A 23,695-nucleotide genomic window follows, 5' to 3' on the forward strand; every position below is an offset into this window, starting at 1 on the left:
GCGTTTTATAACAATTTATCAGGACTTATGCCAGTCAGTTATGCTTAATTAGATATAAACAGTATTTATGCTTGCTATGCATTGTATTTATTGTGTAAATATCAAACTCGGATGGCGTATTTTTATTCAATCAATACAGCAACTGGGGCTATGTGACATAAACTCTTCATAGAATGCTGCTAAGCAAGGCCACTCGAATTGAGCAAGAACGTCGTCAATAACTTGCTGCTGCCAAGGGCTTAGCTTTTGTGCTCCGCCAAGGGTATAAATGCAAAGTAGCTTTACGACTACTAATGTTTGCGCATTCTTATCAAGTGAAGATTTACTTTGATGTTCTGACGCCAAAAGTGCCTGGTGTGCAGTAGAGTGTTTAAAGTAGGTGTTAGTGAATTCAGAAAATTGATCAATATTGAATTGGTTAAAACCGAATACTCTCGCAGTTGATATTGGTGTGTCGTCAATATCTTCATGGCATGGTTTGACTTTACGCATTATCTCGCAGGCGTGGTTGGACAGAATAAAGTACAGCGCCATAGTAAAAGGGCTTAGCAAAAATTCAAATAACTCAGATTGTGTTCGGCTCAACAGTGTAACTATCACTTTGTTGATATGTGTGTATTTATGCCATATATCACTTGCAAATGGATGGTTGAGTTGACTAATGAGCGTCTCAAGCAAAACGCGTTGGCAGAGTAATCCAGCGGTATCCAAACCTACCATGGTTAAACAATGGCGAAGCGTTGAAGCTTTTTGGCCTTGGCGGTTATATTGACGTGCCGCCATTTGAAGGGCCTCTATTACCTGAGGAAAGGGCTTTATAGCTCGTTCAATTGGCTTAAACTCTAAAAACTGCTCTTTACCAAGTTTGGTGACCGCTTGCCACGCGTCCATGCTGGTTGTCGTTTTGTAAATCGGTGATGGAACCTGCTCGCTAAACCAAATTGAGAACAGTAAGGTTTTATCGCCCGTGGTAATGGGTTTATATACCGGTGAAAACTTGCGCCGTGTTTTGAGCATTCCCATGGCTTGATTGTTGTTCAGTAGCGCCAGCACGTAGCCATTGTGGTCGGCTGATAGCACAAGCGCACTTTGTCCTTTATACCTTACCAGCCCACCTCCTGGGAATTTAGCAACTTGCTTAGCCAAGGCCATTAACGATATGTGTGCATAATGACTATGGGTGCCTAAATACAAGGATTTTATAGCTTGTACTATGTTAAACGTTTTGGCATTTGGCCTTGGCGTAATCGCTTTAGCGATACGTTTAGCGAGTGCTACAAGTATGCTGGTGTTGTCGTATAAAGGAATGAAATTAGTGCCCGTCAACGCTTTGCTATAGGGGTCTAGCCTAGAAAGAATGCGCTGGAGCTGGCCTTGTGGCACATTTGCGCTATCGAGCATTTTTATTGCAAATTGGTGTCTCAGTTTGATTAGCTTGTTTTCCTGTGGGGAAAGTCGCGCACCTCTTGCCATTTTGTTGGTTTCATTTGAACAACACAAATGATCGCTCAGTGCGGCGATAATCAATTCTTCCGTAAAATATTCATCATAGCCATGGGCGCTGCAAAATGCGCAAACCAAAATACATTGATTAACGGTAAGATTGGTCGTGTAACCCTGATCACTGGCATAAAACTGTAAATGGGCGTGCATCGCGTTTGGTTGAGCATGGTACGTCTTCACAAAACGTTCTGCTAATTGGCTGAGAGTTGGGTAAATCGCACTCCACTTGTTTTTGTTATAGTACAAACGTAAGGTCTGATGCGTATGTTCAAATAGCCTCTTAAGATGTTTTGGAGAAGCAATGAATTCAGACATTAATCTGTTGCCTTTTCATAGGCGACGCTCGCGGCCGGACCCCACAAAATCAATTTGCCATTTTCGAATAGTAAACCCGTACATTCATCTTTTGTGGTGATACCATCGGGTTTTGACAATTGCGTACGATAATAAACGATTTGTAGCATTTTACCGGGCGTTTGTTTTACATAGGTAAGATCTGGGCTACCTAAGGTTTCCAATACGTCACCCACTAATACTTCCTGATCAGGCTTCAATCTACTGATAAAGCGATTATTAAACGCTTCTCTGTCTTGCCAGATCATGGCTTGTGGGTCATCTTTGTAAAAATTGATGACAAGCATTACGATAGCTGCATAAACCGCCAAACCTAACACTATGTACTGTAATACTTTTTTGATCATACACAACTCATTAAAACGTAGACTGAGAGTATAGCAAAGGTCTTAAACAGATAAACTCTGTTGCGACAGATGCATTAAATATGCCTTATAGCCTGAGCGCTCGCATGTTAAAACCCAAATGAATATCGGTGCGAAGCTGGACTAAGTTCTTGCTTAAAATGAAATTATCCATGCCTGCGACTAATTTATTCTTAATCGCTGTTTTACACTCGGGATCATCAACGGCTTGAGTTATATTAGGATAATGTTCTATCAATGCTTGAGCTGACTTTTGACCAATACCAGCCACACCTGGAATGTCGTTGGTTTTATCCCCGCTTAATGCCCAAAAATCAATTAACTGATGCTTGCTCACTCCGAAACGCTCCAAGATTTGCTGTTCAGTTAACCACGAGCGCTTAAAGTAATCGTAAATACTGACTTTCTCACCAAGCAAGGGGTAAAACCCTTTATCGGTTGAAATGATAATGGAAGCGACATCGGCTTTTTGTGCTTTACTCGCTAATGTTGCGATGATGTCGTCCGCTTCGTCTTGCTCTGGTTTGTATACGGTGACACCATGCTCAATGAACGCTTGTGCGATCACTTCTAAATTTTCAGCAAGCAAATTTGGCATTGGTTTACGGCTGTGTTTGTAGTTTGAGTAGTAGTGATATCGCCAACTTTTTTCACCATCAAAAACCGCGATGGCATGTGTTGCTTCGGTTTGATTAAGTAGCTTTTTAGTTGCGTGGCTAACGCGGCTCTTACAAGAAATTATGGTTTGTTTGTCGCTGCGATAGCTTTGTTGTTCATCTACAGCAAAAATGCGCCGAATAAGGTTCAGCGCATCGATTAAGACGAGTTTTTGATTCATGCTTTAATTTGATAACAAGGGATATATTTACTACCAGGTAACTTCATTCTACCTTGTTTTACAAAGGCTTTCAGTAGCTTATCCATATCTTTCATCAGCGATGTATCACCGGTGAGGGTGTAAGGGCCATGTTCTTTAATGGCACTTATTCCTTCATCTTTAACATTACCTGCAACAATTCCCGAGAAGGCGCGGCGCAAATTAGCTGCTAGTTGTTGAGTTGGTTGGTTCAAATGCAAGTCTAGCGCAGCCATATTTTCGTGTGTTGGCGCAAATGGCATTTGAAACTCATTATCTATCTTCAGCGTCCAGTTGAAGTAATAAGCATCGCCGGTTTCTTTTCTGTATTCACGTACCTTAGTCATGCCAGACTTAAGCTTTTTAGCAACGAGTTCAGCGTCATCAACGACGACTTCAAATTTCTCGAGTGCGGCTTCTCCTAGCGTACTTTTTACGAATGCACAGATCTCTTCAAAATACTGTGCTGATTCTTTTGGTCCAGTTAAAATAACAGGTAAACACTGCTTTTCGTTATCGGGGTGTAATAAAATACCCAATAAATACAGTAACTCTTCTGCTGTGCCAGCACCACCAGGAAAGATGATAATACCATGAGCAGTTCGAACAAACGCTTCTAAGCGCTTTTCAATGTCAGGTAAAATTACCAATTCGTTTACTATTGGGTTGGGGGGCTCTGCGGCAATAATACTTGGTTCAGTTAAACCTAAATATCGGTTACTGGTGATACGTTGTTTAGCATGACCAATCGTTGCGCCTTTCATAGGGCCTTTCATAGCACCGGGCCCACAGCCTGTACAAATATTTAAACCACGTAAGCCTAACTGATAACCCACCTCTTTCGTGTATTTGTATTCGACTTCATTGATGGAGTGGCCGCCCCAGCAAGTGATGATGTTGGGATCTGAGTTTACTTCCAAAGCATCAGCGTTGCGCAGCATATCAAACACCATATGCGTAATTTCTCTTGGCGTATCTATTTTTTCTTGATGGCGCTGACAAATAAACAAAATGTCTCTAATGACAGAGAAAATATGTTCGTGAATACCCAAAATAATTTCGCCGTCAACGAATGCGGTTGCAGGCGGATTGCTCAGCTCAATTTTAATGCCACGTTCACGGGCAATGAGTTTGATATCAAAATCCTGATATCGATTATAAATTTCTGAACTTGAGTCGGTATGGCTGCCTACATTTAATACGGCTAACGCGCAGTTTCTAAACAGCCTATATCGCTCGCTGTTAGATGACTGTTGTAGTAAGTCTACTTCTAATTGAGATAACAGGTTTAATACGCCAGTAGGATTTAACTGTACTTGCATAGGCATTCTCCTTGTTATTCACGAAGACATAAACGGTCTCGGCCGCTATTTTTTGCTTCGTAAAGTGCGCTGTCTGCACGATCAAATGCAAGCAGCGGTGTATCACCATCTTTAAATTGTGTTGCACCTAAAGATATGGTGATTTGAACTTGCGTCTCTTTAAACTTAAAAGGGATCGACTTGATTGCGTTTCGCAATTTTTCTAGTGGTTGCCTTGCATGCTCTAAATGCATACCTGACATTAAAATAACAAACTCTTCGCCGCCGTATCTAGCAATAAAATCGGTTTTACGTATGCCTTTTTTCAACGCACGGGCAATCACTTGAAGTGTCTTGTCACCCGCGCTATGGCCGTACTTGTCATTAATTGACTTAAAATGGTCCACGTCAACAACAACCAAAGTGACATCTGACTTTTGAATGCCATACAAATGAAACTCCTGACTAAATCGGTCATCAAATGCAGTTCTATTCGGCAGTTTAGTCAAGCCGTCTAGCAAGCTCCTAACGCGTTGTTCTGAGAGACGTTTTTTGTAGGTGTTGACCTTTGACTCAAGTACATTGATGCGCTCGTTTATTTGTTCAAAACTGTCGTAGAGTGCTTGCCTATCTTGTTGCTCTATGCGTTCACGTTCTACCAAATCTTCGCTTAAAAGTTTTAACTCACCATCTACAACCGACTTAAGCTCGGCTATAGACGTTGCTTTTTGGGTTTGTGCATTGAGATTTTTAATCTTGAGTTCAATCTGCTTGTTTAGATCGGCCAGCTTTGTGTTAACGTTTTGTGTGTGCTGGGTTGTGGCCAATATTGAACTGTTTAGCTCTTCAAGTGTTTGGTTGAGAGACACTAAAAAGCCTTGTGCGGATTGTCTCTCACGGCTAATGCTTTTAGCAATAACACGAATAATAGCCACTGATGCATTAAGCAATGAGTCAATATCATCACTTAAAGAAATGCAGTTTTTAATCGCTTTTACTTCTTGAGAAACGTCTTCATCAAAAGTCAGCTCGTTCGCTAAATTTAATAGCTCATTGGCGATTTCAGGAGACTTAACCTTGTCGGTCGGCTCGCTTTCAATACCTGCCGCGGAAATTTTTTCCTGCAAGGCATGTTGATATAGCTTTGAGAGCTTTTCTAGTACAGGAATGTATTCGCTGATGCTACTAATATCGTTTAATTCATGATCGAGTAAATGACGCAGTTTTCTGCGCCCATCGGCTGGTAAACCTTTTACCTTTTGCAGTTGCTTACCTGCTTGCAGAATACTTTGTTGCAACATGCGATTGTTGGCTGAAATAAGCGCTTCATGTTGCTTTAGAGATTCATTCATGCCCTCAATGAGAGGCTCGAACTCGTCGAAATCCATGCCTTTATGTAATGCTTGACGAAACTTGGCTAATTGGTTGTCGAGCGCAACATCTTGGCCTTTACAGTTTAATGAAAGCTTGGCGGCAAATTGTGACAGAACATCAACTTGATGCTTACGTGCAGACTCTAACGCTTTACGAGCACTGATAGTACGTTCTAGTTTTTTTTCTAATTGCACAGAGTTTTTATTGACCAATATTAACTACTTCCATTCATTTCATTACTTTTTAAGTTTATATCAAATACACACTTAATGTAGATGAATTTTGCTTATATTACTGTTACCTAAGCATATTGTGCATTCACCGAGTTTTTTGATACAGCAAAGGTGAGGTTTGCTATCTTATACAGCGAATTTGCATTACTCACGACGATAATATGAAATACAAACACCTACTCTTTCCGCTTAGCTTTATTTCTTTGAGTGCCTTGGCGGACGTTGAATATAAACTTCTTATCGAGCAGCCTGAACATCACTTAGGAAATGTGTCAATTACGTTTCCTAAAACAGCTCAAGCCCATTTAGACATTAAGCTACCAGATTGGCGCACAGGACGCTATGAAGTTTTGAACTTAGCCAATGGTATCCGCTATTTTAATGCGACAGATCATGCGGGGAAGGCGCTAAAATGGCATAAAATTGATAAAAGCACTTGGCGTGTGCATTTAGCCGAACCCGCGCAGGTGAACCTAAGCTACCAAGTTTATGGTAATGAGTTAGGTAAGCGAGCTCGTCATATTGATGATAGCCACGCCTTCATTGATGCTTCAGGCTTTTTTATGTTCTCAGAGTCGTTCCGTCAGGAACCTGTAAACGTTGAATTGAAAGTGCCTAAAGGTTGGCGTTCGGTATCAGGCATGGAATATGCCGATGGCAAGCATAGTTTCAAAGCGGATAATTACGATATTTTAGTTGATTCGCCCATCGAAACTGGCATAAATCAGCTACATACCTTTAAGGTCGATGGGCGTGAATACGAACTGGTTATTTGGGGAGATGGTAATTATGATGTGCCACTCATGTTATCGGACTTAAAAAAGCTGGTTAAAACGGGCTCTTTGATATGGGATGACTATCCGTTTGAACGTTATGTGTTTATGGTACATGCAACCAGTGGCGCACGAGGAGCAACAGAACACTTAAATTCGACCATTATTCAACGCCATAGAGACGCCTTTGCGAAAAGAGATGATTATGTTGGGTTTATCTCTACAGCAGCCCATGAGTTTATTCATACTTGGAACGTAAAAAATTATCGACCAGCAGGGTTGGTGCCATATGATTACATTAACCCAAATTATAGCGACTTACTTTGGTTGTCAGAGGGATCAACGAGCTATTTAGAAGACTATTTATTAATTAATGCAGGGATCACGACCACGGAAGAATTTCTAAAAACCTTGACTAAAGGCATTAACCGACACCTTCATACACCTGGCCGCGAAGTGCAGTCAGCGGCGCAAACCAGCTTTGACAAATGGATAAATCAAGGGGGCGATCATGGTAAAAACTTCAGCACCAATATTTATTCTGAAGGGTCTTTAGTGTCACTGGCTTTGGATATTGATTTGCTTGAACGTACAAACGGAAAAGTAAGTTATCGCGATGTACACAAGGCGCTGTACAATCAATTTAAGCTTCCTAAATCGTTTACGAGCGAAGATGTTAAAAACATTCTTAAGCAGGTTTCTGGACACGATTATTCAGATTGGTGGCAAGAACATGTTGACTCACCACTAGCGTTGGATTTTGACAAGTTACTCGCGAAGGTCGGCTTAGAGCATGTTTACCCTGAGGGTGCAAAAACGGTTGCGCGTTTGGCAGTGCAAGGCAAAAACAATGGACAGCTATTTGAGTTGAGCCACGTGGCGCGCAATAGTTCGGCTTGGCAGGCTGGATTAACTGCGGGCGATAAAATCGTGGCGTTTAATGGCCATCATGTTAGAGCAAAGCTTGAAGATTCACTGGCATATTTTAAGGGGGGTGACAAAGTCAAAGTTGACTTTATCCGCCGTGACCAGCTTATGAGTACGAATGTTGTGCTTGATACGGGCTTTGATAAATTAAAGCGCGTTGAAGCGGTTGCGAAACCCAGTGCAGAGCAAAGCAAGTTGTTCAAAGCTTGGATGGGTGTAGCGCATCCGTCTATCGCTCAATAACAGATATTGGACTTGGGCGCTATGATAACTGGGGTTCAAGTTTATCTCTACGTCACCTTGTAACTCAGCTTCAGATTTTTGTCTTTGAAGCTGAGGGCTCACCTTTACTTACTCTTATCTTGACCAAAATATGCTCGCCTCTGTTCCTGTTCTTTCGTTATCCTGTAAATTTAAAGTAGCTGTCCAATGTTTCATCCAGGCGTGAATATCTATATAAAGTAAATGCTCAATACCTTTAAAGTAAATGCTCAATACCTTTTGCATGCAGTAATTCGTTTGATGAAAATTACACGCCATTACATGAGCTTGATAAATACCTAGCAACCTATATGCTTGTTCTTAATTAACTTTGATAAGGAGCAGCGTATGTACAAAATGAATATATGGATAAATAGTTTACTTATTTTTGTTTTACTGAGCGTAGCATCAATACCGGTATTTGCAGGTCAAAAGATTGGTGCCGTTGACATGGAACAAGTAATGCACCAATTACCTCAAGTCAATGAGCTTAAAGAAAGGCTACCTAAAGAGGCTCAATCTCGCATGGACAAGTTGAAACAAGAGCAGAAAAAACTTGGTGAAATGCAAAAAATGTTCGATATAACTAAAGATTATTATTCAGAAAAGGAAAAAATAAAAGAGCAAGAAGCTATCCGTTCTAAAATGCGTGATATTCAATTAGAAGAGCGTAACATTCTGAAAATGATAAACGATTATCGCTCGAAAGAATTTAAAGTAATTGAAGAGCGAGTTAGGCATATCGTTATGCAGGTTGCAGCGAAAAATGGATTTGAACTTGTTGTTAGCAGGCGTTCTGTTGTTTTTTCTGACTCTAATATCGATATTACCAACGAGGTCCTTGCTGCCGCAAAAAAACTATGACAGGTATTGTGTAGTGGTCAACACTTTTTGGCCACTTTGTTATAAGTTACCCTGTAAACTCAAAGAAAATTTGCCCGATAAGGAATAGTTACTTTTCTTAAAGTATTGATACCTGCTGCCGATATATGGTCACCGAACACAAGGAATTGTTTTATGACTATTGATATTAAAGGTTTGCTGCACAACACGCTTACAGTTAAAACCGAACTCACTACAAAGTTAATAGCCTCAGCCGGGGTAACGCTTGCTAGCGTCTGCGAATATAAAAGCCATCGTATTTTTTCACTCACTCGCTAATTGATTCAAAGAATAACAAACAAGGAAGAAAAATAATGAAAATAAACAGTCCACAAGGCGCCCCATTATACAGCCAACATACTGCGCCAAAAGAAATGCAAGATGCCATTCAGCAACAAGAAGAAATGGACCCAAATAGAAACGCATTACCGCAATACGATGAAGAATTAACCATCGAATCTCAAATAATATATAAACCATTTATGAGCCTAACGTATGAGGTATACAGCTTTACTAAGATGATTGATGGCAAGGCAGAGCGTAGCTATCAGTATGGAGAGTTAGATGATAAACAAGACATTGATGACTTTTTAGAGCAAGTTGACCGTCTTGAAGGCGATGCCAAAGAAGCATTTAAAACGCTCAAGCCAACCAAAGAGTTACTTGAATTTGTCAAAGAGTTATCTGATGAGGAACTCGCACAATTTGCAACGACATTTGAGAGAACATCACCTTTTGATATGTACAATAACGATGAACTAGTGGGTCGAGTTATCAAGTCGCTTTCATCGCTGTCCGAAGATGCGCGAGCTTCTGCTATTTCTGCCATGTCACACCTTGCTGAGCAAACACAAGTAGCAAGAGAAGAGCGTGTTTCAAGGCCTAAATTAACGGAAGAAGAAGCCGATAATCGCATAGGAACGTTGGACGAGAACGTTGACTTTCTTGAAAGAATAAAGCAACTTAATTCGCCACTTTATCACGTTACTCGCTTTGTCGACTTACTCAACGACAAAAAATTTACTGACTCAGATATCCTTGAATTGAGTGAAAATATAAAACAAACGACCAAGTTGGATGACAGCATTGGCATTGTGGATATGGCACATTCCATCAAAAGCCATCAAAAAGTGAGTTTTTTAGAGTTACTAAACGAAGTAGACCTTGAAAGTGACTATAACTTATTCACTATGTTTGGGCAGCAGTCGTCGATAGACGCAAATACTTATACATTTGATACAAATAATGGCAAAAAAGTCGTGATGGAGGAGCTATTAGTAAATGATTCTGATAAACGAGAACTCGCTAATACCCTCATAACGCTATTCGAAGAGCGAGGCAGTAAATGGCTTGCCGATGGGTTAGAGCACAGTCAACAAAGCCCAGCGGCAATTCAAACAGAACTATGGCAAAACTTAGCTAAAGCGATTGAAGAAGCACCAGAGCAGTTTCAAAAATCAGATTCTGTTGAAAATTGGATGGAGCAAACGCTACCAGCAATGATTGAGTCGTTCACGGGACAACAATTTAAAGAGTTAGGTGACAAGCTGAGTGAGGTACTCAAATTTGAAAAAATCGAAAGCATGGTGTTGAGTATACCGCAAACGCATATGCACACTGAGCAAGAGCAATCGTAAATTTGTGCCTAGGAACTTTAAGCATACCCGAATCATAATCAGAGAAAAGCGCCCAATGGGCGCTAAATAGGAAATAAACTTTTATAAACCAAGCTCGGTTAAGTGCACTGAATATTTAGGTTGTGAGCTGCACCGATTTTATGCGATGTATGATGTTTGGCCAGTAGTAAACAAAAAGCGGACACCAACACTTGAGCTATGGTCACAAGCCAAATATCAACGGTTAAGTAGCTTGGTGGAGTATGGCCTAGGAGCAGTTGAATAACATCGTACACAGGGCAGATCAGAGTGAGTGCAGCGGCGCAGTATAGTTGTTGTAGCATACCGCCACGTACATTTTTGCTAAACCAGCCATGAACTAAACACAGTGCAATGGCTGCGCCAAACAATGATGGTAACAAATTAATTTGTGACCATGCGTCAGATGCAAAACGTGCAGCAACAAATGTACAAGCAACGGCGATTAAAGTGCCGCTTGACAGCGCTAGGGTCATGGCCTTTACAAACCTTAAACCGTGCATACTTTGTTTACGATTGTGCTCGCGTTTTTCTATCCAGATCAGGTTTCCGGTTAAGATTAGGTAACAACATGCCAAACCAATTAGAAAATAAATAAACTTAAGTGTGTTGCCACCATATTCTCCAAAATGTAGCGCACTTAGTACACTGTAGGTTCCTGCCGTTGCTGATTGGCTGGGCTTGTACTCTTTTATCAAACTACCATCTTTGAGAGAGTAGGTTAAGCGAGTCAGTCTATCTAAAGTGTGGTGTTTACTTAGTGCAACTTCTACCTGGCCAGCTTGATCATTTGGCGCAAAAATATTGACGAAATATACATCCTGATTTGGGTACCGGTGCTTTGCATCTTCTACCATGCTGTCTATCCGATTTAATTCAGCGGGCTCTCCTGATAATTCTTTGATCATAGGCGCAGAATAAAAATCGGCTGTTTTCATTAACGCTGGAATGTTTCCTTTAAATACAGCGAAGCCAAAGCCTGCTTGTAACAGAATACTTAAATTAAACATCACCCCGGTAAGTGCAAAAATAAACGTATAAGGAAGCGTGCTAATACCTATGATGCTGTGTCCATCAAGGTATGTATCTTTGCGGCGTTCTGTACGATATTGGTAATAATGGCTAACAATTTTTCTCAGCAAAATGAGCGTGCCAGTAAACACCATCACCAGAAAAATTAATGAAACCAAACCCACTAACTCGGTGCCACCGGGTAGCATCAAGTTAATGTGCATTCGGTAAAGCATGTTCCCAAGATAATAATCATCGAAGTTTAAATCATAACGTTCTCCTGTTTCAGGGGTGAAGCTTTGATTTACGTCGATATGCTTGCCTTCAGGTGTTTCTATCTCAAAGTAACTCACATAAAATGGCTGTACGGAGGTGGGGAGCTCAATAAATACGCCATGGTCACTTGGTATGGTATGGCCTTGTGCAATAATTTGCTCTGCTATGGATGATATTGGTACGCGTGCTTTTTGGCTCTCTAAGCTGGTTTTTGGGGCGTCATATTGCATATTCCACGATACAATATTTTCTCTGAAGAAAGACATTGAACCGCATACAAATACGATCATCAACACTCCAGAGATGATCAAACCAAGCCATGCGTGAGCATGAATAAAATTCTTTAATGTAGACTGTTTCATCCTGTTGGCCCTGTTGCTGTAAAGAAAGTGATCACAAAAATAATGATGGTAGGAATAGCTAATACCCCAGCGCGTAGCCAAGCTTGTTTAGCGCTATCTGCGCCGTAGCACCAAGTCATAACACCTGCCCAAGCTGTTAGGGCAAGTATTAGCGACATGGCTAAAATAATATTGATATGCGATACGAGCAGCAGGCTCAAAATACTTGGTATGAGTATCATTACAACCAAACCTGATAAGAACCCTGCAAATGTTTTATGCCACATCACAGGCCTCCTACTAATATTTGTAAACTAATTGCTAGTACACAGATTGCAATAACGCTTGCCTTTAACCACTGCGGTCTGTGATTAAGCAAAAATACTGGGGCTGGAATAAAAAGCATTAGCCCAAGTAGGGCAAAAATTCCTGCGACGACAGGGCTGAAATGTGCGTTGATAAGCAGTGATACTGTTGTGGCGCAAAGCACTGCGATGGTAATTAAAGCCAGCCAGCGAGGTGGCTTAGATTGCTCTGCACTTAAAAACCGTTGTTTAGGGCTTGAGGCGTATAACAAAACACCGGTAAGCCAATATGCGGGAAGAAGGTAAAAAAAACTCATTATTAAGTCCTTGCTACTGAGTTATTGTTGTTATTTTTCGTTTTCCAAAAACGGCGAAAAGATGCCAAATCGCTTCGGCATCTAATTATTTTTCATATCGAATGAATGTTTTGCTACTTACCAGTTAAATAGGCCTCGGAATGAAATTGCGTATTCAGCTGGGGCACCTAAACGCGGGTTACGAGCACGATTTGCTACATAGTATTTCTCATCAGTTACGTTTTTGCCGATGAAATATATGCCATAGTTGTCCCACTCATAACCAACTTGGAAATTAACCAGCGTACGAGCGTCGTTATGTAGGTCAAAAAATTGGTCACCTGGTTCAAGCCCATCGCGGTATGGGTTCGGTCTATTTGGGGCGTCGCTTGCGTAGTTAATGTTAACATTAGCGAATAGGCCGTTTTCACCTTGGTAAGTTAAGCCTGCACTTTGCGTTCTTTCAGGAGAAGAAAATTGGCGACCGGTCAGGTCGTATTCAATGCTTGGGGTCTTTATTTTAAAGTCTGTAAACTCTGTTCCTGCATAGCCAATAGCTGCGTATGCCTTTAGGTAGTCAGTCACATTATAATTCAGCTCAAGCTCGAACCCTTTTACTTCCGACTTTCCTGCATTAACCGTTTGAATATCAAAGTTGTTTGAAGATAATTGAACAGAAACCTGTTGATCCGTCCAGTCAGTGTAGAAGAAATTGGCGTTAGCCGTTAATGTGCCTTCTAACCAAGTCGAGCGTATCGCTAGCTCGTAGTTGTCAGTGTACTCTGGTTCGTATTCATACGTTACAGACTGAGCTTGGTTTACACCAACACCTCCTGAACGATAGCCTTTTTGAAAGGTAAACGTCGAGGTAATGTCGTTATTGAGATGATAACTCACACCGACCTTGGGTAAAAAGGTGCTAAAACTGGCGTCTGATAATACAGAAGGTTTCGACGCATCTGCAGCTATGCCTAGTAATAAGCCATTGATCCCGGAGATTAATGGCACAATACCTTCATAAGGGGTACCTAAATAGCTTTCAGGGACAGGCATTTTATCTTGATTTAAAATGGTGTAGTTGGCATCGCTACCATTTTTTTGCTCTTCTCGGTCAAAACGAACACCCGCTAAAATATCCCATTGCTCATTTAGGTGCCACACACCATCGGCAAATAAGGCGTAACTGGTAACTTCACTCTGTGTTAAAGAATAAACGTTGGTTTTAACGGGGTTAAATTCAGCATATTGTGCAATCACTAGGTCGGCAATTTGTGGGCTTAACTTGTAGCGAGCTTGCAGTACGTTACTGGATAAACCAAGACGAGGTAAGTTGTAGTTATTTAAGCCTGTACTCAACTCTTGTCTATCACCGTTGAAATAATATGCGCCAGCTACACCACTAAAGTTATCGTAGTCGAAGGTAAGCCTAAACTCTTGGGTAAGTGTTTTTTCGCTGTTGTCATAAAATGTACTGCTGCCGGTATCGATAACTGGGTCATTACCGAATCCTTGAGGGTAGTCGGAATCCCAGTCAAATGATTCAATGACATCAGAGTAAGTTGTATAAGAGGAAAATGACAGCTCACTGTTAATATCATAATTTAAGGTCAAAGAGAGCAGTTCGGCATCCGCTTTGCGTTCGCGTTTATGGTTATAGCTTGTTGTGCGGTTATTAAAGTCAACTTTGCCAGCATCGACTGCTAAGTTCGCGTCACCATAGGCACGCTCTGCATTCATATAACTGAGCATTGCAGAGAAATCTTTAAATGCAGCAGGTTCATATAAAAACTTAATGCGGTAGGTATGCTCTTTGTTAAAGTCAGAGTCTGAATTGTCATGCAGGTTAGTGACGTTGCCGTCATCACGTTTTTCTTCGCCACTAAACCTAAATGACAGCTCGTCTTCCACTAGGCCGCCACCTAACGCAATACCAGCTTCTTGTTGACCGTTTTGGCCAATGAGTAGTTTATATTTACCTTCGTTATCGTGACTGGGTTGTTGCGTGTTGAGAATAACAGCACCCGCTAATGCATTTCGCCCTTGTAAAGTTGACTGTGGACCACGCAAAATTTCAACTTGCTGTGCATCCCATGTTGAGAAACCACCATTACGGGCTAACCCTTGAGGCAATGGAGCACCGTCAATATAAACACTGGCAAGGTAACTGTTACCACCGCCTGAGACATTAAAGCCATCGATGCCACGAATACTAAAACCATAGCTGTCACCATGTGTATTTGCAGTGTTGACCATCACGTCTGTAAAGGTATTTATCTGCTGTTGCTCAATCACCTCGGGAGTGAGTACTGCAACACTGGTTGTGGTTTCTTGTAAACTACGAGCGACTTTTTGGCCGGTGACCATTATGGTTTCGATTTCTTTTGCATCATCTTCAGCAAAAGCAAGTTGGCTAGAAAGCACCATAGGTATGGTAAAAGACGCACGTAGTGCAAATGAGAGCGCAGAAAGTTTCATGTATTAATCCATAATATAGTTATTGCTCAATTAGGGTTGCAAATACTAGCATAATAAAAGTTGTAAATCATTATCATTTGCGTTTTAGTTACTGCTTTAGGGTTGGGTTGTGGTAATTATTAGTGGTTAAATTATGAGGCTTATCTCTCCTTTTTAATTTAATACCATGTAATTATTCACTTTTTTATTTTGCAGTATCTAAGGCGGCGGTTCTTAGACGCTACAGGTTATTGATTTATTTTTAGAGTAAAAGCTCTTTGTTGTACCAAGATGTGCATTAATATATTTCTATAGCAAGAAGTGAGGCTAGTTAAGTTGAGTTATGGCAGTGGAAAAATAGAGCTGCTTGAATGTTGATCCTAATGAGAAACGTGTGTCGCTGTTTGCGAAATATATCGCGTCATTACGTGTCTATAAAGCTCGGTTAGACCAAAACTAAAGAGACTGAAATTAACCTTGTGTTGTTTTTAGGGTGGCTGTCCCAGTCCATTGGTCTCAGTCCATTGCGCTATTGCTGACTAACACAAAACCCAGAACGATATCTCATCCGTTCTTACATGAAGAGTATTAGAGCATCGCCGATTTTTTAATGCCTTATTTTATTTGTCGATACTGAAACACTTCTTCTAAAGGCAGCTTAAATACATGTGCAATTTTAAAGGCGACTTCTAAAGAGGGGGAATATTTATTGGCCTCAATGGCCATAACGGTTTGTCTTGTTACGCCAATGGCATCCGCAAGTTGTTTTTGTGTCATTTCATTATTTAAAAAACGCAATGTGCGAATGTCATTGGTGATTGCCATCTTACTCATAAATGTTGCCTGTTCTACCTTTGAATAGTTGAGCTGCATAGTTGGTAATTTCCGAAAGTAAGAATGCGCCAACCATAACATGCATAGGTAAATAGGGTATGTTGTACTCAAGCCCAGGTCCCCAGTTATTAGCTTCGGCCTGGTATTGGAAAATAGACACGCAAATGCCTGCTTGGAGAATATATGCTTTGTATTTATACCCCTGTAAGTTAATTTGCTTTTCGCGAACATCTAATGGTTGTTCTAATTCATCATCACTAATAAAAGCAAGCACCAAATAGCTTATAGTCATTAGCACAACCGAGTAGATAAGCACTTGCAACAACAACCCAGACAACCAAGAAGAGGAAGTAAGCTGTTCTGAGGTTGCTGAAAATAACTGATTGACGTAGAAGTAGGAGATATACAAGCTTACGAGCAAATCAATTGTTAGGGTTAGCTCTCGAAAGCTGATGCTTTGTATAAATTCTTTAAACTGTGTTTGCCTAGTCATGTATTCTTGACCTCAAGTAAAATATTTTTGACATGCAAAAGCGTAAGGATGTTTTTTAACCATGTCAAATATTTTTTACCTAATGTGCAAAGACTTTAACTTTCAAGTGTTAGAAGGCGTTAGTTTCTATGACTTAATTTTTCTTTTAACTCTTCGATGACTTTTTTGTTCGCTTTTCTATTAGCTAACTTTTCTTTTAATTGTAACCACTTGCGTTGCCAAAAACGTTTTTTGACTTTCTTTTTGCCTGAGGCTGCACCTATATCGCTTTCGAATTCAAGGTCTTGCTCAATGTAATAGGGGAGAAGGGAGTAGACGGGCACTTTGGTTTCCCAGATATGTTGAATATCAGTGTCTACAGGACGAGCGAAATGTTTAGTTGCTGCTAATAGTGCTTTCGCGCCTTGGTAACTTATAGCTTGAGCGCAGCAACCGGTCATGGCCTTTTTGTGCACAACCAAATCAAACTTATCATTAATTGAATGAGAAAATGCAATGGGGCGAGTTCTGTTTTCGTACGCAGCTAACTTAATAAGTTGCCAATCAAAGTCAACCTTTTCAATAGTATCAAATACTTCATGCAAGTCACCGACTAGCCTGAAATCATCTTCCATCACAATAGCATAAGGGTGTTTACCATCGACGATGGCTTGCCATGCCTTACGGTGACTCATGTAGCAGCCTATCTCACCTTTACCAAGTGGACGGTAAAATTTCACTTTATTAAGCAGTGGTTGATAGTTTTTGATTAGATCAATGTCACTAAGCGCTTTGCCATAAACCCCTGAAATTCTCTCAAACTCAATATTCTGCTCTTTTAAACGAGCCGCACTTTTTTGCAAACGTTCGGTGCTTTGGTCTAAGTTGATTAAGAAAATTGGGGGCTGTTTGCTCATTTACTATTGCTCTCTTGTCGTGCCAATTAAAGCATATGTTAAAAGTGCGTTGCCGAATAAGCTATGTCTAGCTGAACTTGAATCTATGTCAGGTCAGGCACTTAACCTAGGTACACTCGGCAACAATATGACAAGCATACCATGGTTAAGTTCAATGGCTAGGTGTTACGCTTTTTTATGGCGATTTTCGAGACAATTTACTACTTCAGTGAGGTTTGTGCCGCTTCGTTCGAGCAAAACAAGCAGGTGATAGAGTAGATCAGCCGATTCATTGATCAGCTCTTCTTTATCTTGCTTCATGGCTGCGAGTACTACTTCTACGCCTTCTTCCCCAACTTTTTGGCAACTTCTGCTGATGTCTTTTGCAAATAAAGATGCGGTATAACTTTGCGCTGGATCGTCGTTTTTCCTAGAGACGACCACCTGCTCTAGCTGCGCTAGAAAGCTAATGTTCGGTTTCGCCTCACCAAAACAGCTTTGTGTACCTAAGTGACAGGTTGGCCCTTCTGGCATTGCTAGCACTAAGATCGAATCTTGATCGCAATCCGTATGAGCGCTTACCAAACGCAATACATTGTTTGACTCTTCGCCTTTTGTCCATAAACGGTCTTTAGAGCGAGAGTAAAAGGTCACAAGCTGCTTTTCAAAGGTTGCTGCAATAGCATCGAGGTTCATAAAGCCTTGCATGAGTATTTGTCCTGATGCCGCATCTTGCACGATAGCCGGGAGCAATGGGCTTTTTTCAAAATCAAGTTTTGATAGATTGTTTGGGGTTAGTTGCATAGTCGCACCGCCACTTGTTGTTCGTTTAAGAATGATTTTAACTCACCAATATCTATGATGTTTTTATGAAATACGCTGGCTGCCAAAGCGCCATCTACATTGCTTGTCTTAAATACATCAGCAAAATCTTGCATGCTGCCCGCACCACCTGAGGCAATAAGGGGGATATCACACATTTTTCTAATCAAGCTTAGCTGTTCATTATCATAGCCGTTGCGCACGCCATCTTGGTTCATGCAATTTAGTACGATTTCACCGGCGCCAAGCTCTTGCACTGTTTCTACCCACTGCTGTGTTTTATAGCGAGTGCGGCTTGAAGCATTTGGATCGCCCGTTAATTGATACACCAAGTATTCGCCAGTTGCTTCATCATAAAAGCTATCAATGCCAACAACGACACATTGCTTGCCAAACTCGTCATGCAGCTCTTTGATCAGTTGCGGTCTTGCGATAGCGGGACTGTTGATGCTGATCTTATCTGCGCCTTGCTCAAGTACTTTAGCGGCGTCTTCAACAGATTTGATGCCACCTGCTACGCAAAATGGAATATCTATGTGTTTTGCAATATTACTTACCCAATTGATATCGAGTAAGCGCTTTTCAACGCTGGCGCTGATCTCATAAAAAACCAGCTCATCCGCACCCGCTTGGCTATAAAGTTTGGCCAACTCCAAAATGTCACCAACCACCTCGTGGCCCTGAAACTTAACGCCCTTAACAACTTGGCCATTTTTTACGTCAAGGCAGGGGATTATGCGTTTTGATAACATGCTAATGCCTCCTCAACGCTAAATGCACCATCTAATAAAGATTTGCCGAGTATCACGCCACCTACGCCAATTTCACTCAGTCGTTTTATATCGTCTAAAGAACTGACGCCACCAGACGCTTGCACCTTGATTTGTTTATTGTGTGCAACAAGTTGTTGGTACAATTCAAAAGAAGGACCTGTCATGGTGCCATCCTTACTGATGTCCGTGCATAGAAAGTCGAGCACACCAAGGGCGTGATAAAAGTCGACTAGTTCAAATAAATTGTCTTCACCGTCATTGAGCCAACCATGGGTAGCGGGTGCCCATCCGGTGGCTGTTTTATTCACATCAAGCGCAATGACAAATCGCTCAGCGCCGAACTCTTTGATCCAGCCTGCAACTTCGCTCTGCTTATCAACGGCCATAGAGCCAATCACCACTTGCGTAGCGCCCGCTGCAAGCCATAGTTTTACGTCTTCATAGCTGCGAATACCTCCGCCAACCTGATAAGGCACGTTAAGCGATTTGGTTGCTTGCTGTATTTGTTGCCACTGTTTTTTCTGCGGGTCGCGCGCGCCTTCTAAATCAACCAAATGCAGCTTTTGCGCACCACTTGCTTGATAGTCAACTAAACGTTCACCTAATTCAAAAGGATAGAACTGTGCTGTATCGTACTTGCCTTGATAAAGGCGAACAATTTGGTTTTGTAATACATCTAATGCTGGAATGATCATGTGTTGCCTTTAATCTAGTTGCCAATCTATAAAGTTTTGCAGTAATTGCGCGCCGACTTTGGCACTGCGTTCAGGGTGAAATTGCATGCCTGCGTAATTGTCTTTTGCAACGATGGCGGAGAATAGGCTGCCATATTCGCTTTGTGCGAGCGTTGCATTGTTCACCCCATGGGCAAAGCTATGCACAAAATACACCTGTTGGTTAGTATCAATGTTCTGTGTCAGCGGATGTGGCGCGAGGTTACATAAGTTATTCCAACCCATATGTGGGCTGGTAAGTTGTCCAACGTTTAATTGCGATACATTGCCTGGGATCATACCCAGACAGGCGACATCACCTTCATCAGTATGCTCGCAAAGTAGCTGCATGCCTAAGCAAATGCCCATCAAAGGTTTATCGTATTCGCTAATAGCCGTTTGCCAGCCTTGTTGTTGCAATCGTTCCATTGCTACTTTTGCATGTCCAACGCCGGGCAAAATGGCACGTTCAAATTTGCTGAGTTGTTCTGGCGCACTGATAACTTCAGGTGTAACACCAAGGCGCTCAAATGCAAATCTTACGGAGTTTATGTTGGCACACCCCGTGTTAATTATGGCAATCATAAACACCCCTTCGAGCTTGCGGTTTGTTGCTGTAAATCTCGTGTTGTGGCCATGCGCAGCGCTCTTGCAAACGCTTTAAATAGTCCTTCTACTTGGTGGTGACAGTTACCATCTGAGACTGACAAGATCAGACTTATTTGTGCATTGTCAGCAAGCGATTTAAAAAAGTGTTCGACCATTTGTACGTCTAAATCGCCCACCTTTTCGCGGCTGAAGTCGGCATTTAATACAAATGAGGCTCGACCGGATAAATCTAGCTGACATTCAGCCTTGCATTCGTCCATTGGAAGCGCAAAACCATAGCGCGCAATTTGTGATTTAGTCCCGAGCGCTGTTTTGAGTACTTGGCCAAGCGCAATACCAACGTCCTCCACCAAGTGGTGTTCGTCAATGTGCAAATCACCTGAGGCATTAATGTTAAGGCCAATGTTGGCGTGAGTGCGAATTTGGTCAAGCATGTGATCAAAAAATCCAAGGCCTGTGTTTATCTCGCCATTGGCGTTTTGGTCTAGATTAGCGCGTACACTAATTTGCGTTTCTTTGGTGTTACGCGTCACACTTGCTTCGCGATTTTGCGTAGTCAACTGTGTCACTATCTCAGGCCAGTTGTTTTTGTATAAAATACCTCGAATACAAAGGTTTTCAGCCAAACCAAGATCGGTGTGTCTATCGCCAATCACATATGAGCGCGATAAATCGACTTTTCCAGAACGCATAAGTTGAGTAAGTAAACCGGTTTTTGGTTTTCTGCAATTGCAGTTATCTTCATCAAAGTGCGGGCATACAAGTACGTCATCAAACTTGATCCCCTGACTTTGAAAAATTTCCATCATTTTATTTTGCGCGATGTCAAAGTCAGCCGTTGGGAAGCTATCAGTGCCAAGGCCATCTTGGTTAGAAACCATGACGAGCTTGTAGCCAAAAGCCTGTAGCTGCAATAGAGCAGGGATCACATTTGGTAATAGCACGAGTTTTTCAAGACTATCTACCTGCTTATCACTGATAGGCTCGTCAATCATAGTGCCGTCACGGTCTATAAATAAATATGGGTTACTCATGTTTTTTCCTTTACAGTTCGGCTTTGAGCGACTCAAGCCAAATTTTTACTTGTTCTAATTCTTGTTCACTGCCGATTGAAATACGTAACCAGTCATCTTGGCCAAAAAGATTGAAAGGTCTCATGATCAATCCAGTGTCCATTGCTTGTTTGATAAACGCTTTGTCGCGTAGCTGTAAAGTGACAAAGTTACCCTCTCCTGCAAACACTTGAATTACAGCGCTACTGTTTTTAAGCCACTGCAACAGGGTGGCTTTAGCGCGATTCAAAATAGCAACTTGACGTCGCATTTGTGTGATGGCATCAGGTGATAATGCTTGCTCTGCGATTTGTGCAACAACCCTAGAAACAGGGTAGGGTGCGATAACTTTACGTACAGGGTAAAGAGCGCGTGCATTGGCAAGCATGAACCCTGTTCTTAATCCCGCTAGTGCAAACGCTTTTGACAAAGTACGCAGCACAACGATATTTCTAAAATCTTGTAATAGCGCCGTTGCACTCTTGTTGTCACAAAATTCTATGTATGCTTCATCAACAACCACAATGGCCTTGTTCTCAAGAGCCTTGGCTATCGCCGAAATTTTGTCTAGACCGGTTAGACTGCCAGTGGGGTTATTTGGGTTACAGATGAATACGAGTTTGCTTTGTCCAACCGCTTCGACAATCTCTTGTGCGCTTCTTTCAATAAGCAATGTTTGGCTGAGTTCGTTGATAGCAACATTATGTGTGTCAGCGGTGACTTTATACATGCCATAGGTGGGCAGAAATAACGCAATGCTATCTTCATTTGGGTTGCAATAAGTACGAACCAATAGTTCAATGCCCTCGTCTGCGCCGCGAGTCATTATGACTTGCTCACTCAAAAGGCCACAGTATTTTGCGTAAGCATTGATCACCGCTTCAGGTTGCGGATCTGGGTAGCGGTTCAGATCCGATAAAGTTAGCTCAAAGGTTTTTGCATAAGGGCTTTCATTGGCGTTGAGCCAAGTTGAGCCCGAAAGCTTTTCACTTTTTGCTGAGCTGTATGCTTTAAGCCCGTTTATATTCTCGGGTAGTAATACACTTGGGAAGTTTGAATCAGTCATTTTGCATCGTCTCCAAACGAACTTTTACCGCATTAGCGTGTGCATCTAGCCCTTCAGCTTGTGCTAATGGCAAAATGGCTTTGCTTAAGTCTTTTAACCCTGCTTTGCTAATGGTTTGGACTGTGTAAGTACGATAAAAATCGAGCAAATTTAAGCTTGAGTAAACTTTGCTATAACCGTACGTCGGCAGAACGTGATTGGTGCCCGATGCATAATCACCCGCGGATTCAGGTGTGTAGTCGCCAACAAATACAGACCCTGCATTATTGATTTTATCAAGGTACGGTTCAGGGTCTGCGAGTTGAAGAATAAGGTGTTCTGGGCCATATTGGGCGGAAATCTCAAACGCTTGTTCTATCGAATTCACTAAAATGAGTGAACTGTTTTCAAGCGCTTGGGCTGCGATGCTTTTTCTGCTTAGTTGGTTCAGCTGTGCATTAATGACAATTTGCGTTTGTGTTATCACTTGATCATTATTGCACAGTAAAATCACTTGCGAATCAGGGCCGTGCTCCGCTTGCGAGAGTAAATCAGCGGCAATAAATTCAGGGTTTGCACGCTCATCGGCAATAACAAGTACCTCCGAAGGGCCAGCTGGCATATCAATTGCAAACCCAGGCTGAGTTTGACTCAGCAGCTGTTTTGCCATGGTGACATAACTATTGCCGGGGCCAAATACCTTGTTTACCTGAGGAACGCTTTGCGTACCCAATGCCATAGCGGCAATCGCACCCGCGCCGCCACTTTCAATAACGGTGGTTATGCCACACAACTTAGCGGCATATAAAATAGCGGGGTGAATCGTTGCATCCCCATTGACTGGTGTCGCTAAAACCACCGTACTCGCACCACTTAGCTGAGCACATACCCCTTGCATCAGCACAGAAGAGGGTAATGGTGCACTGCCGCCGGGTACGTATAAACCAATGGCGTCAATGGCTTGGTATTTTAACTCACACTCTACACCAGGTTTGGTTGTCAGCTTAATGTCTTTTGGTAATTGGGCTTGGTGAAATTGTTTGATATTGTTATACGCCATTTCAATGGCGTTTTTAAGTTCAGGCGAAAGCAAGTCACCACTTTGCTCAATTTCGGCGTTAGGTACTCGTAACCTTGCTGCACGTCGTTTATCAAACATTTCGGCGTAGTTAAGTAGCGCTTGATCACCAAGCTCTCTTACCTCGTTGATGATTTTAGATACGCTCGCTTCAACGGCCGCGCTTGCCATAACGGCGGGGCGCGTTAGCAGTGCTTGCTGCGTTTGTTGATTTACCTCATTCCAACGGATCAC

Annotated in this window: 22 protein-coding genes; 3 read left to right on the top strand and 19 right to left on the bottom strand. The window is 41.8% G+C overall.

Annotated elements, in window-relative coordinates:
• Positions 1–126 precede the first annotated feature (126 nt).
• The 5 genes from ACW689_RS13735 to ACW689_RS13755 form a co-directional block, all read right to left on the bottom strand.
• The gene (locus tag ACW689_RS13735; protein ID WP_476292286.1) at positions 127–1,818 is read right to left on the bottom strand and encodes a hypothetical protein; all 1,692 of its coding nucleotides are present in this window, start codon (positions 1,816–1,818) and stop codon (positions 127–129) included.
• Positions 1,818–2,204 (bottom strand): DUF3192 domain-containing protein, encoded by a 387-nt coding sequence (locus ACW689_RS13740; protein ID WP_476292288.1) that lies wholly within the window; start codon positions 2,202–2,204, stop codon positions 1,818–1,820. Before ACW689_RS13740 ends, ACW689_RS13735 begins: the two co-directional genes overlap by 1 nt.
• 85 nt (positions 2,205–2,289) lie before the next feature.
• Positions 2,290–3,060, bottom strand: coding sequence for a flap endonuclease Xni (xni, locus tag ACW689_RS13745; protein ID WP_476292290.1), 771 nt, complete (start codon positions 3,058–3,060; stop codon positions 2,290–2,292).
• Positions 3,057–4,400 (bottom strand): nucleotide 5'-monophosphate nucleosidase PpnN, encoded by a 1,344-nt coding sequence (ppnN, locus tag ACW689_RS13750; protein WP_476292292.1) that lies wholly within the window; start codon positions 4,398–4,400, stop codon positions 3,057–3,059. Before ppnN ends, xni begins: the two co-directional genes overlap by 4 nt.
• 14 nt (positions 4,401–4,414) lie before the next feature.
• Positions 4,415–5,965 (bottom strand): GGDEF domain-containing protein, encoded by a 1,551-nt coding sequence (locus tag ACW689_RS13755; RefSeq protein ID WP_476292294.1) that lies wholly within the window; start codon positions 5,963–5,965, stop codon positions 4,415–4,417.
• 182 nt (positions 5,966–6,147) lie between these two features.
• On the opposite strand from ACW689_RS13755, the gene ACW689_RS13760 reads away from it, so the two are divergent.
• The 3 genes from ACW689_RS13760 (at position 6,148) to ACW689_RS13770 (ending at position 10,466) form a co-directional block, all read left to right on the top strand.
• Entirely contained in the window at positions 6,148–7,929 is a 1,782-nt protein-coding gene (locus ACW689_RS13760; protein ID WP_476292296.1) for a M61 family metallopeptidase, read from the top strand.
• A gap of 366 nt (positions 7,930–8,295) precedes the next feature.
• Positions 8,296–8,811, top strand: coding sequence for an OmpH/Skp family outer membrane protein (locus ACW689_RS13765; RefSeq protein ID WP_476292298.1), 516 nt, complete (start codon positions 8,296–8,298; stop codon positions 8,809–8,811).
• Between the two features lie 332 nt (positions 8,812–9,143).
• Positions 9,144–10,466: a hypothetical protein gene (locus ACW689_RS13770; protein ID WP_476292300.1), complete on the top strand. Its 1,323-nt coding sequence runs from the start codon at positions 9,144–9,146 to the stop codon at positions 10,464–10,466.
• A 98-nt stretch (positions 10,467–10,564) separates the two neighbouring features.
• Here ACW689_RS13770 and ACW689_RS13775 read toward each other — a convergent pair whose 3' ends face one another.
• The 14 genes from ACW689_RS13775 to hisD form a co-directional block, all read right to left on the bottom strand.
• A complete protein-coding gene (locus tag ACW689_RS13775; RefSeq protein ID WP_476292302.1) occupies positions 10,565–12,133 on the bottom strand; it encodes a PepSY-associated TM helix domain-containing protein in 1,569 nt (522 codons plus the stop codon).
• Positions 12,130–12,399 carry a hypothetical protein gene (locus ACW689_RS13780; RefSeq protein WP_476292304.1) on the bottom strand — a complete coding sequence of 90 codons (270 nt, stop codon included), beginning with the start codon at positions 12,397–12,399 and terminating at the stop codon, positions 12,130–12,132. The genes ACW689_RS13775 and ACW689_RS13780 overlap by 4 nt, the downstream gene beginning before the upstream one ends.
• Positions 12,399–12,734, bottom strand: coding sequence for a hypothetical protein (locus tag ACW689_RS13785; RefSeq protein WP_476292306.1), 336 nt, complete (start codon positions 12,732–12,734; stop codon positions 12,399–12,401). The genes ACW689_RS13780 and ACW689_RS13785 overlap by 1 nt, the downstream gene beginning before the upstream one ends.
• A 117-nt stretch (positions 12,735–12,851) precedes the next feature.
• Positions 12,852–15,188, bottom strand: a complete 2,337-nt coding sequence (locus ACW689_RS13790) for a TonB-dependent receptor (protein ID WP_476292308.1) — start codon at positions 15,186–15,188, stop codon at positions 12,852–12,854.
• Positions 15,189–15,782: 594 nt separating this feature from the next.
• A complete protein-coding gene (locus ACW689_RS13795; RefSeq protein ID WP_476292310.1) occupies positions 15,783–16,001 on the bottom strand; it encodes a helix-turn-helix transcriptional regulator in 219 nt (72 codons plus the stop codon).
• On the bottom strand, positions 15,994–16,494 hold the full coding sequence (locus tag ACW689_RS13800) for a hypothetical protein (protein ID WP_476292312.1): 501 nt from the start codon (positions 16,492–16,494) through the stop codon (positions 15,994–15,996). Before ACW689_RS13800 ends, ACW689_RS13795 begins: the two co-directional genes overlap by 8 nt.
• A 119-nt stretch (positions 16,495–16,613) precedes the next feature.
• A complete protein-coding gene (locus tag ACW689_RS13805) occupies positions 16,614–17,390 on the bottom strand; it encodes a glycosyltransferase family 25 protein (protein WP_476292314.1) in 777 nt (258 codons plus the stop codon).
• 165 nt (positions 17,391–17,555) lie between these two features.
• Entirely contained in the window at positions 17,556–18,173 is a 618-nt protein-coding gene (hisIE, locus tag ACW689_RS13810) for a bifunctional phosphoribosyl-AMP cyclohydrolase/phosphoribosyl-ATP diphosphatase HisIE (protein ID WP_476292316.1), read from the bottom strand.
• On the bottom strand, positions 18,164–18,943 hold the full coding sequence (hisF, locus tag ACW689_RS13815) for an imidazole glycerol phosphate synthase subunit HisF (RefSeq protein WP_476292318.1): 780 nt from the start codon (positions 18,941–18,943) through the stop codon (positions 18,164–18,166). The genes hisIE and hisF overlap by 10 nt, the downstream gene beginning before the upstream one ends.
• Positions 18,925–19,659 carry a 1-(5-phosphoribosyl)-5-[(5-phosphoribosylamino)methylideneamino] imidazole-4-carboxamide isomerase gene (locus ACW689_RS13820; protein WP_476292320.1) on the bottom strand — a complete coding sequence of 245 codons (735 nt, stop codon included), beginning with the start codon at positions 19,657–19,659 and terminating at the stop codon, positions 18,925–18,927. The genes hisF and ACW689_RS13820 overlap by 19 nt, the downstream gene beginning before the upstream one ends.
• A 9-nt stretch (positions 19,660–19,668) precedes the next feature.
• On the bottom strand, positions 19,669–20,262 hold the full coding sequence (hisH, locus tag ACW689_RS13825; protein WP_476292322.1) for an imidazole glycerol phosphate synthase subunit HisH: 594 nt from the start codon (positions 20,260–20,262) through the stop codon (positions 19,669–19,671).
• Positions 20,259–21,320, bottom strand: a complete 1,062-nt coding sequence (hisB, locus tag ACW689_RS13830; RefSeq protein WP_476292324.1) for a bifunctional histidinol-phosphatase/imidazoleglycerol-phosphate dehydratase HisB — start codon at positions 21,318–21,320, stop codon at positions 20,259–20,261. The genes hisH and hisB overlap by 4 nt, the downstream gene beginning before the upstream one ends.
• Positions 21,321–21,330: 10 nt before the next feature.
• Positions 21,331–22,404, bottom strand: a complete 1,074-nt coding sequence (gene hisC, locus ACW689_RS13835) for a histidinol-phosphate transaminase (RefSeq protein WP_476292326.1) — start codon at positions 22,402–22,404, stop codon at positions 21,331–21,333.
• A complete protein-coding gene (hisD, locus tag ACW689_RS13840; RefSeq protein ID WP_476292328.1) occupies positions 22,397–23,695 on the bottom strand; it encodes a histidinol dehydrogenase in 1,299 nt (432 codons plus the stop codon). Before hisD ends, hisC begins: the two co-directional genes overlap by 8 nt.

This window comes from Pseudoalteromonas sp. ABE4_541 (assembly GCF_056312285.1).

Excerpts from the sequence above, each read along its gene's own strand:
- ACW689_RS13735 (WP_476292286.1), bottom strand. The coding sequence starts at position 1,818 with ATGTCTGAATTCATTGCTTCTCCAAAACATCTTAAGAGGCTATTTGAA.
- ACW689_RS13740 (WP_476292288.1), bottom strand. The coding sequence starts at position 2,204 with ATGATCAAAAAAGTATTACAGTACATAGTGTTAGGTTTGGCGGTTTAT.
- xni (WP_476292290.1), bottom strand. The coding sequence starts at position 3,060 with ATGAATCAAAAACTCGTCTTAATCGATGCGCTGAACCTTATTCGGCGC.
- ppnN (WP_476292292.1), bottom strand. The coding sequence starts at position 4,400 with ATGCAAGTACAGTTAAATCCTACTGGCGTATTAAACCTGTTATCTCAA.
- ACW689_RS13760 (WP_476292296.1), top strand. The coding sequence starts at position 6,148 with ATGAAATACAAACACCTACTCTTTCCGCTTAGCTTTATTTCTTTGAGT.
- ACW689_RS13765 (WP_476292298.1), top strand. The coding sequence starts at position 8,296 with ATGTACAAAATGAATATATGGATAAATAGTTTACTTATTTTTGTTTTA.
- ACW689_RS13770 (WP_476292300.1), top strand. The coding sequence starts at position 9,144 with ATGAAAATAAACAGTCCACAAGGCGCCCCATTATACAGCCAACATACT.
- ACW689_RS13775 (WP_476292302.1), bottom strand. The coding sequence starts at position 12,133 with ATGAAACAGTCTACATTAAAGAATTTTATTCATGCTCACGCATGGCTT.
- ACW689_RS13780 (WP_476292304.1), bottom strand. The coding sequence starts at position 12,399 with ATGTGGCATAAAACATTTGCAGGGTTCTTATCAGGTTTGGTTGTAATG.
- ACW689_RS13785 (WP_476292306.1), bottom strand. The coding sequence starts at position 12,734 with ATGAGTTTTTTTTACCTTCTTCCCGCATATTGGCTTACCGGTGTTTTG.
- ACW689_RS13790 (WP_476292308.1), bottom strand. The coding sequence starts at position 15,188 with ATGAAACTTTCTGCGCTCTCATTTGCACTACGTGCGTCTTTTACCATA.
- ACW689_RS13795 (WP_476292310.1), bottom strand. The coding sequence starts at position 16,001 with ATGAGTAAGATGGCAATCACCAATGACATTCGCACATTGCGTTTTTTA.
- ACW689_RS13800 (WP_476292312.1), bottom strand. The coding sequence starts at position 16,494 with ATGACTAGGCAAACACAGTTTAAAGAATTTATACAAAGCATCAGCTTT.
- ACW689_RS13805 (WP_476292314.1), bottom strand. The coding sequence starts at position 17,390 with ATGAGCAAACAGCCCCCAATTTTCTTAATCAACTTAGACCAAAGCACC.
- hisIE (WP_476292316.1), bottom strand. The coding sequence starts at position 18,173 with ATGCAACTAACCCCAAACAATCTATCAAAACTTGATTTTGAAAAAAGC.
- hisF (WP_476292318.1), bottom strand. The coding sequence starts at position 18,943 with ATGTTATCAAAACGCATAATCCCCTGCCTTGACGTAAAAAATGGCCAA.
- ACW689_RS13820 (WP_476292320.1), bottom strand. The coding sequence starts at position 19,659 with ATGATCATTCCAGCATTAGATGTATTACAAAACCAAATTGTTCGCCTT.
- hisH (WP_476292322.1), bottom strand. The coding sequence starts at position 20,262 with ATGATTGCCATAATTAACACGGGGTGTGCCAACATAAACTCCGTAAGA.
- hisB (WP_476292324.1), bottom strand. The coding sequence starts at position 21,320 with ATGAGTAACCCATATTTATTTATAGACCGTGACGGCACTATGATTGAC.
- hisC (WP_476292326.1), bottom strand. The coding sequence starts at position 22,404 with ATGACTGATTCAAACTTCCCAAGTGTATTACTACCCGAGAATATAAAC.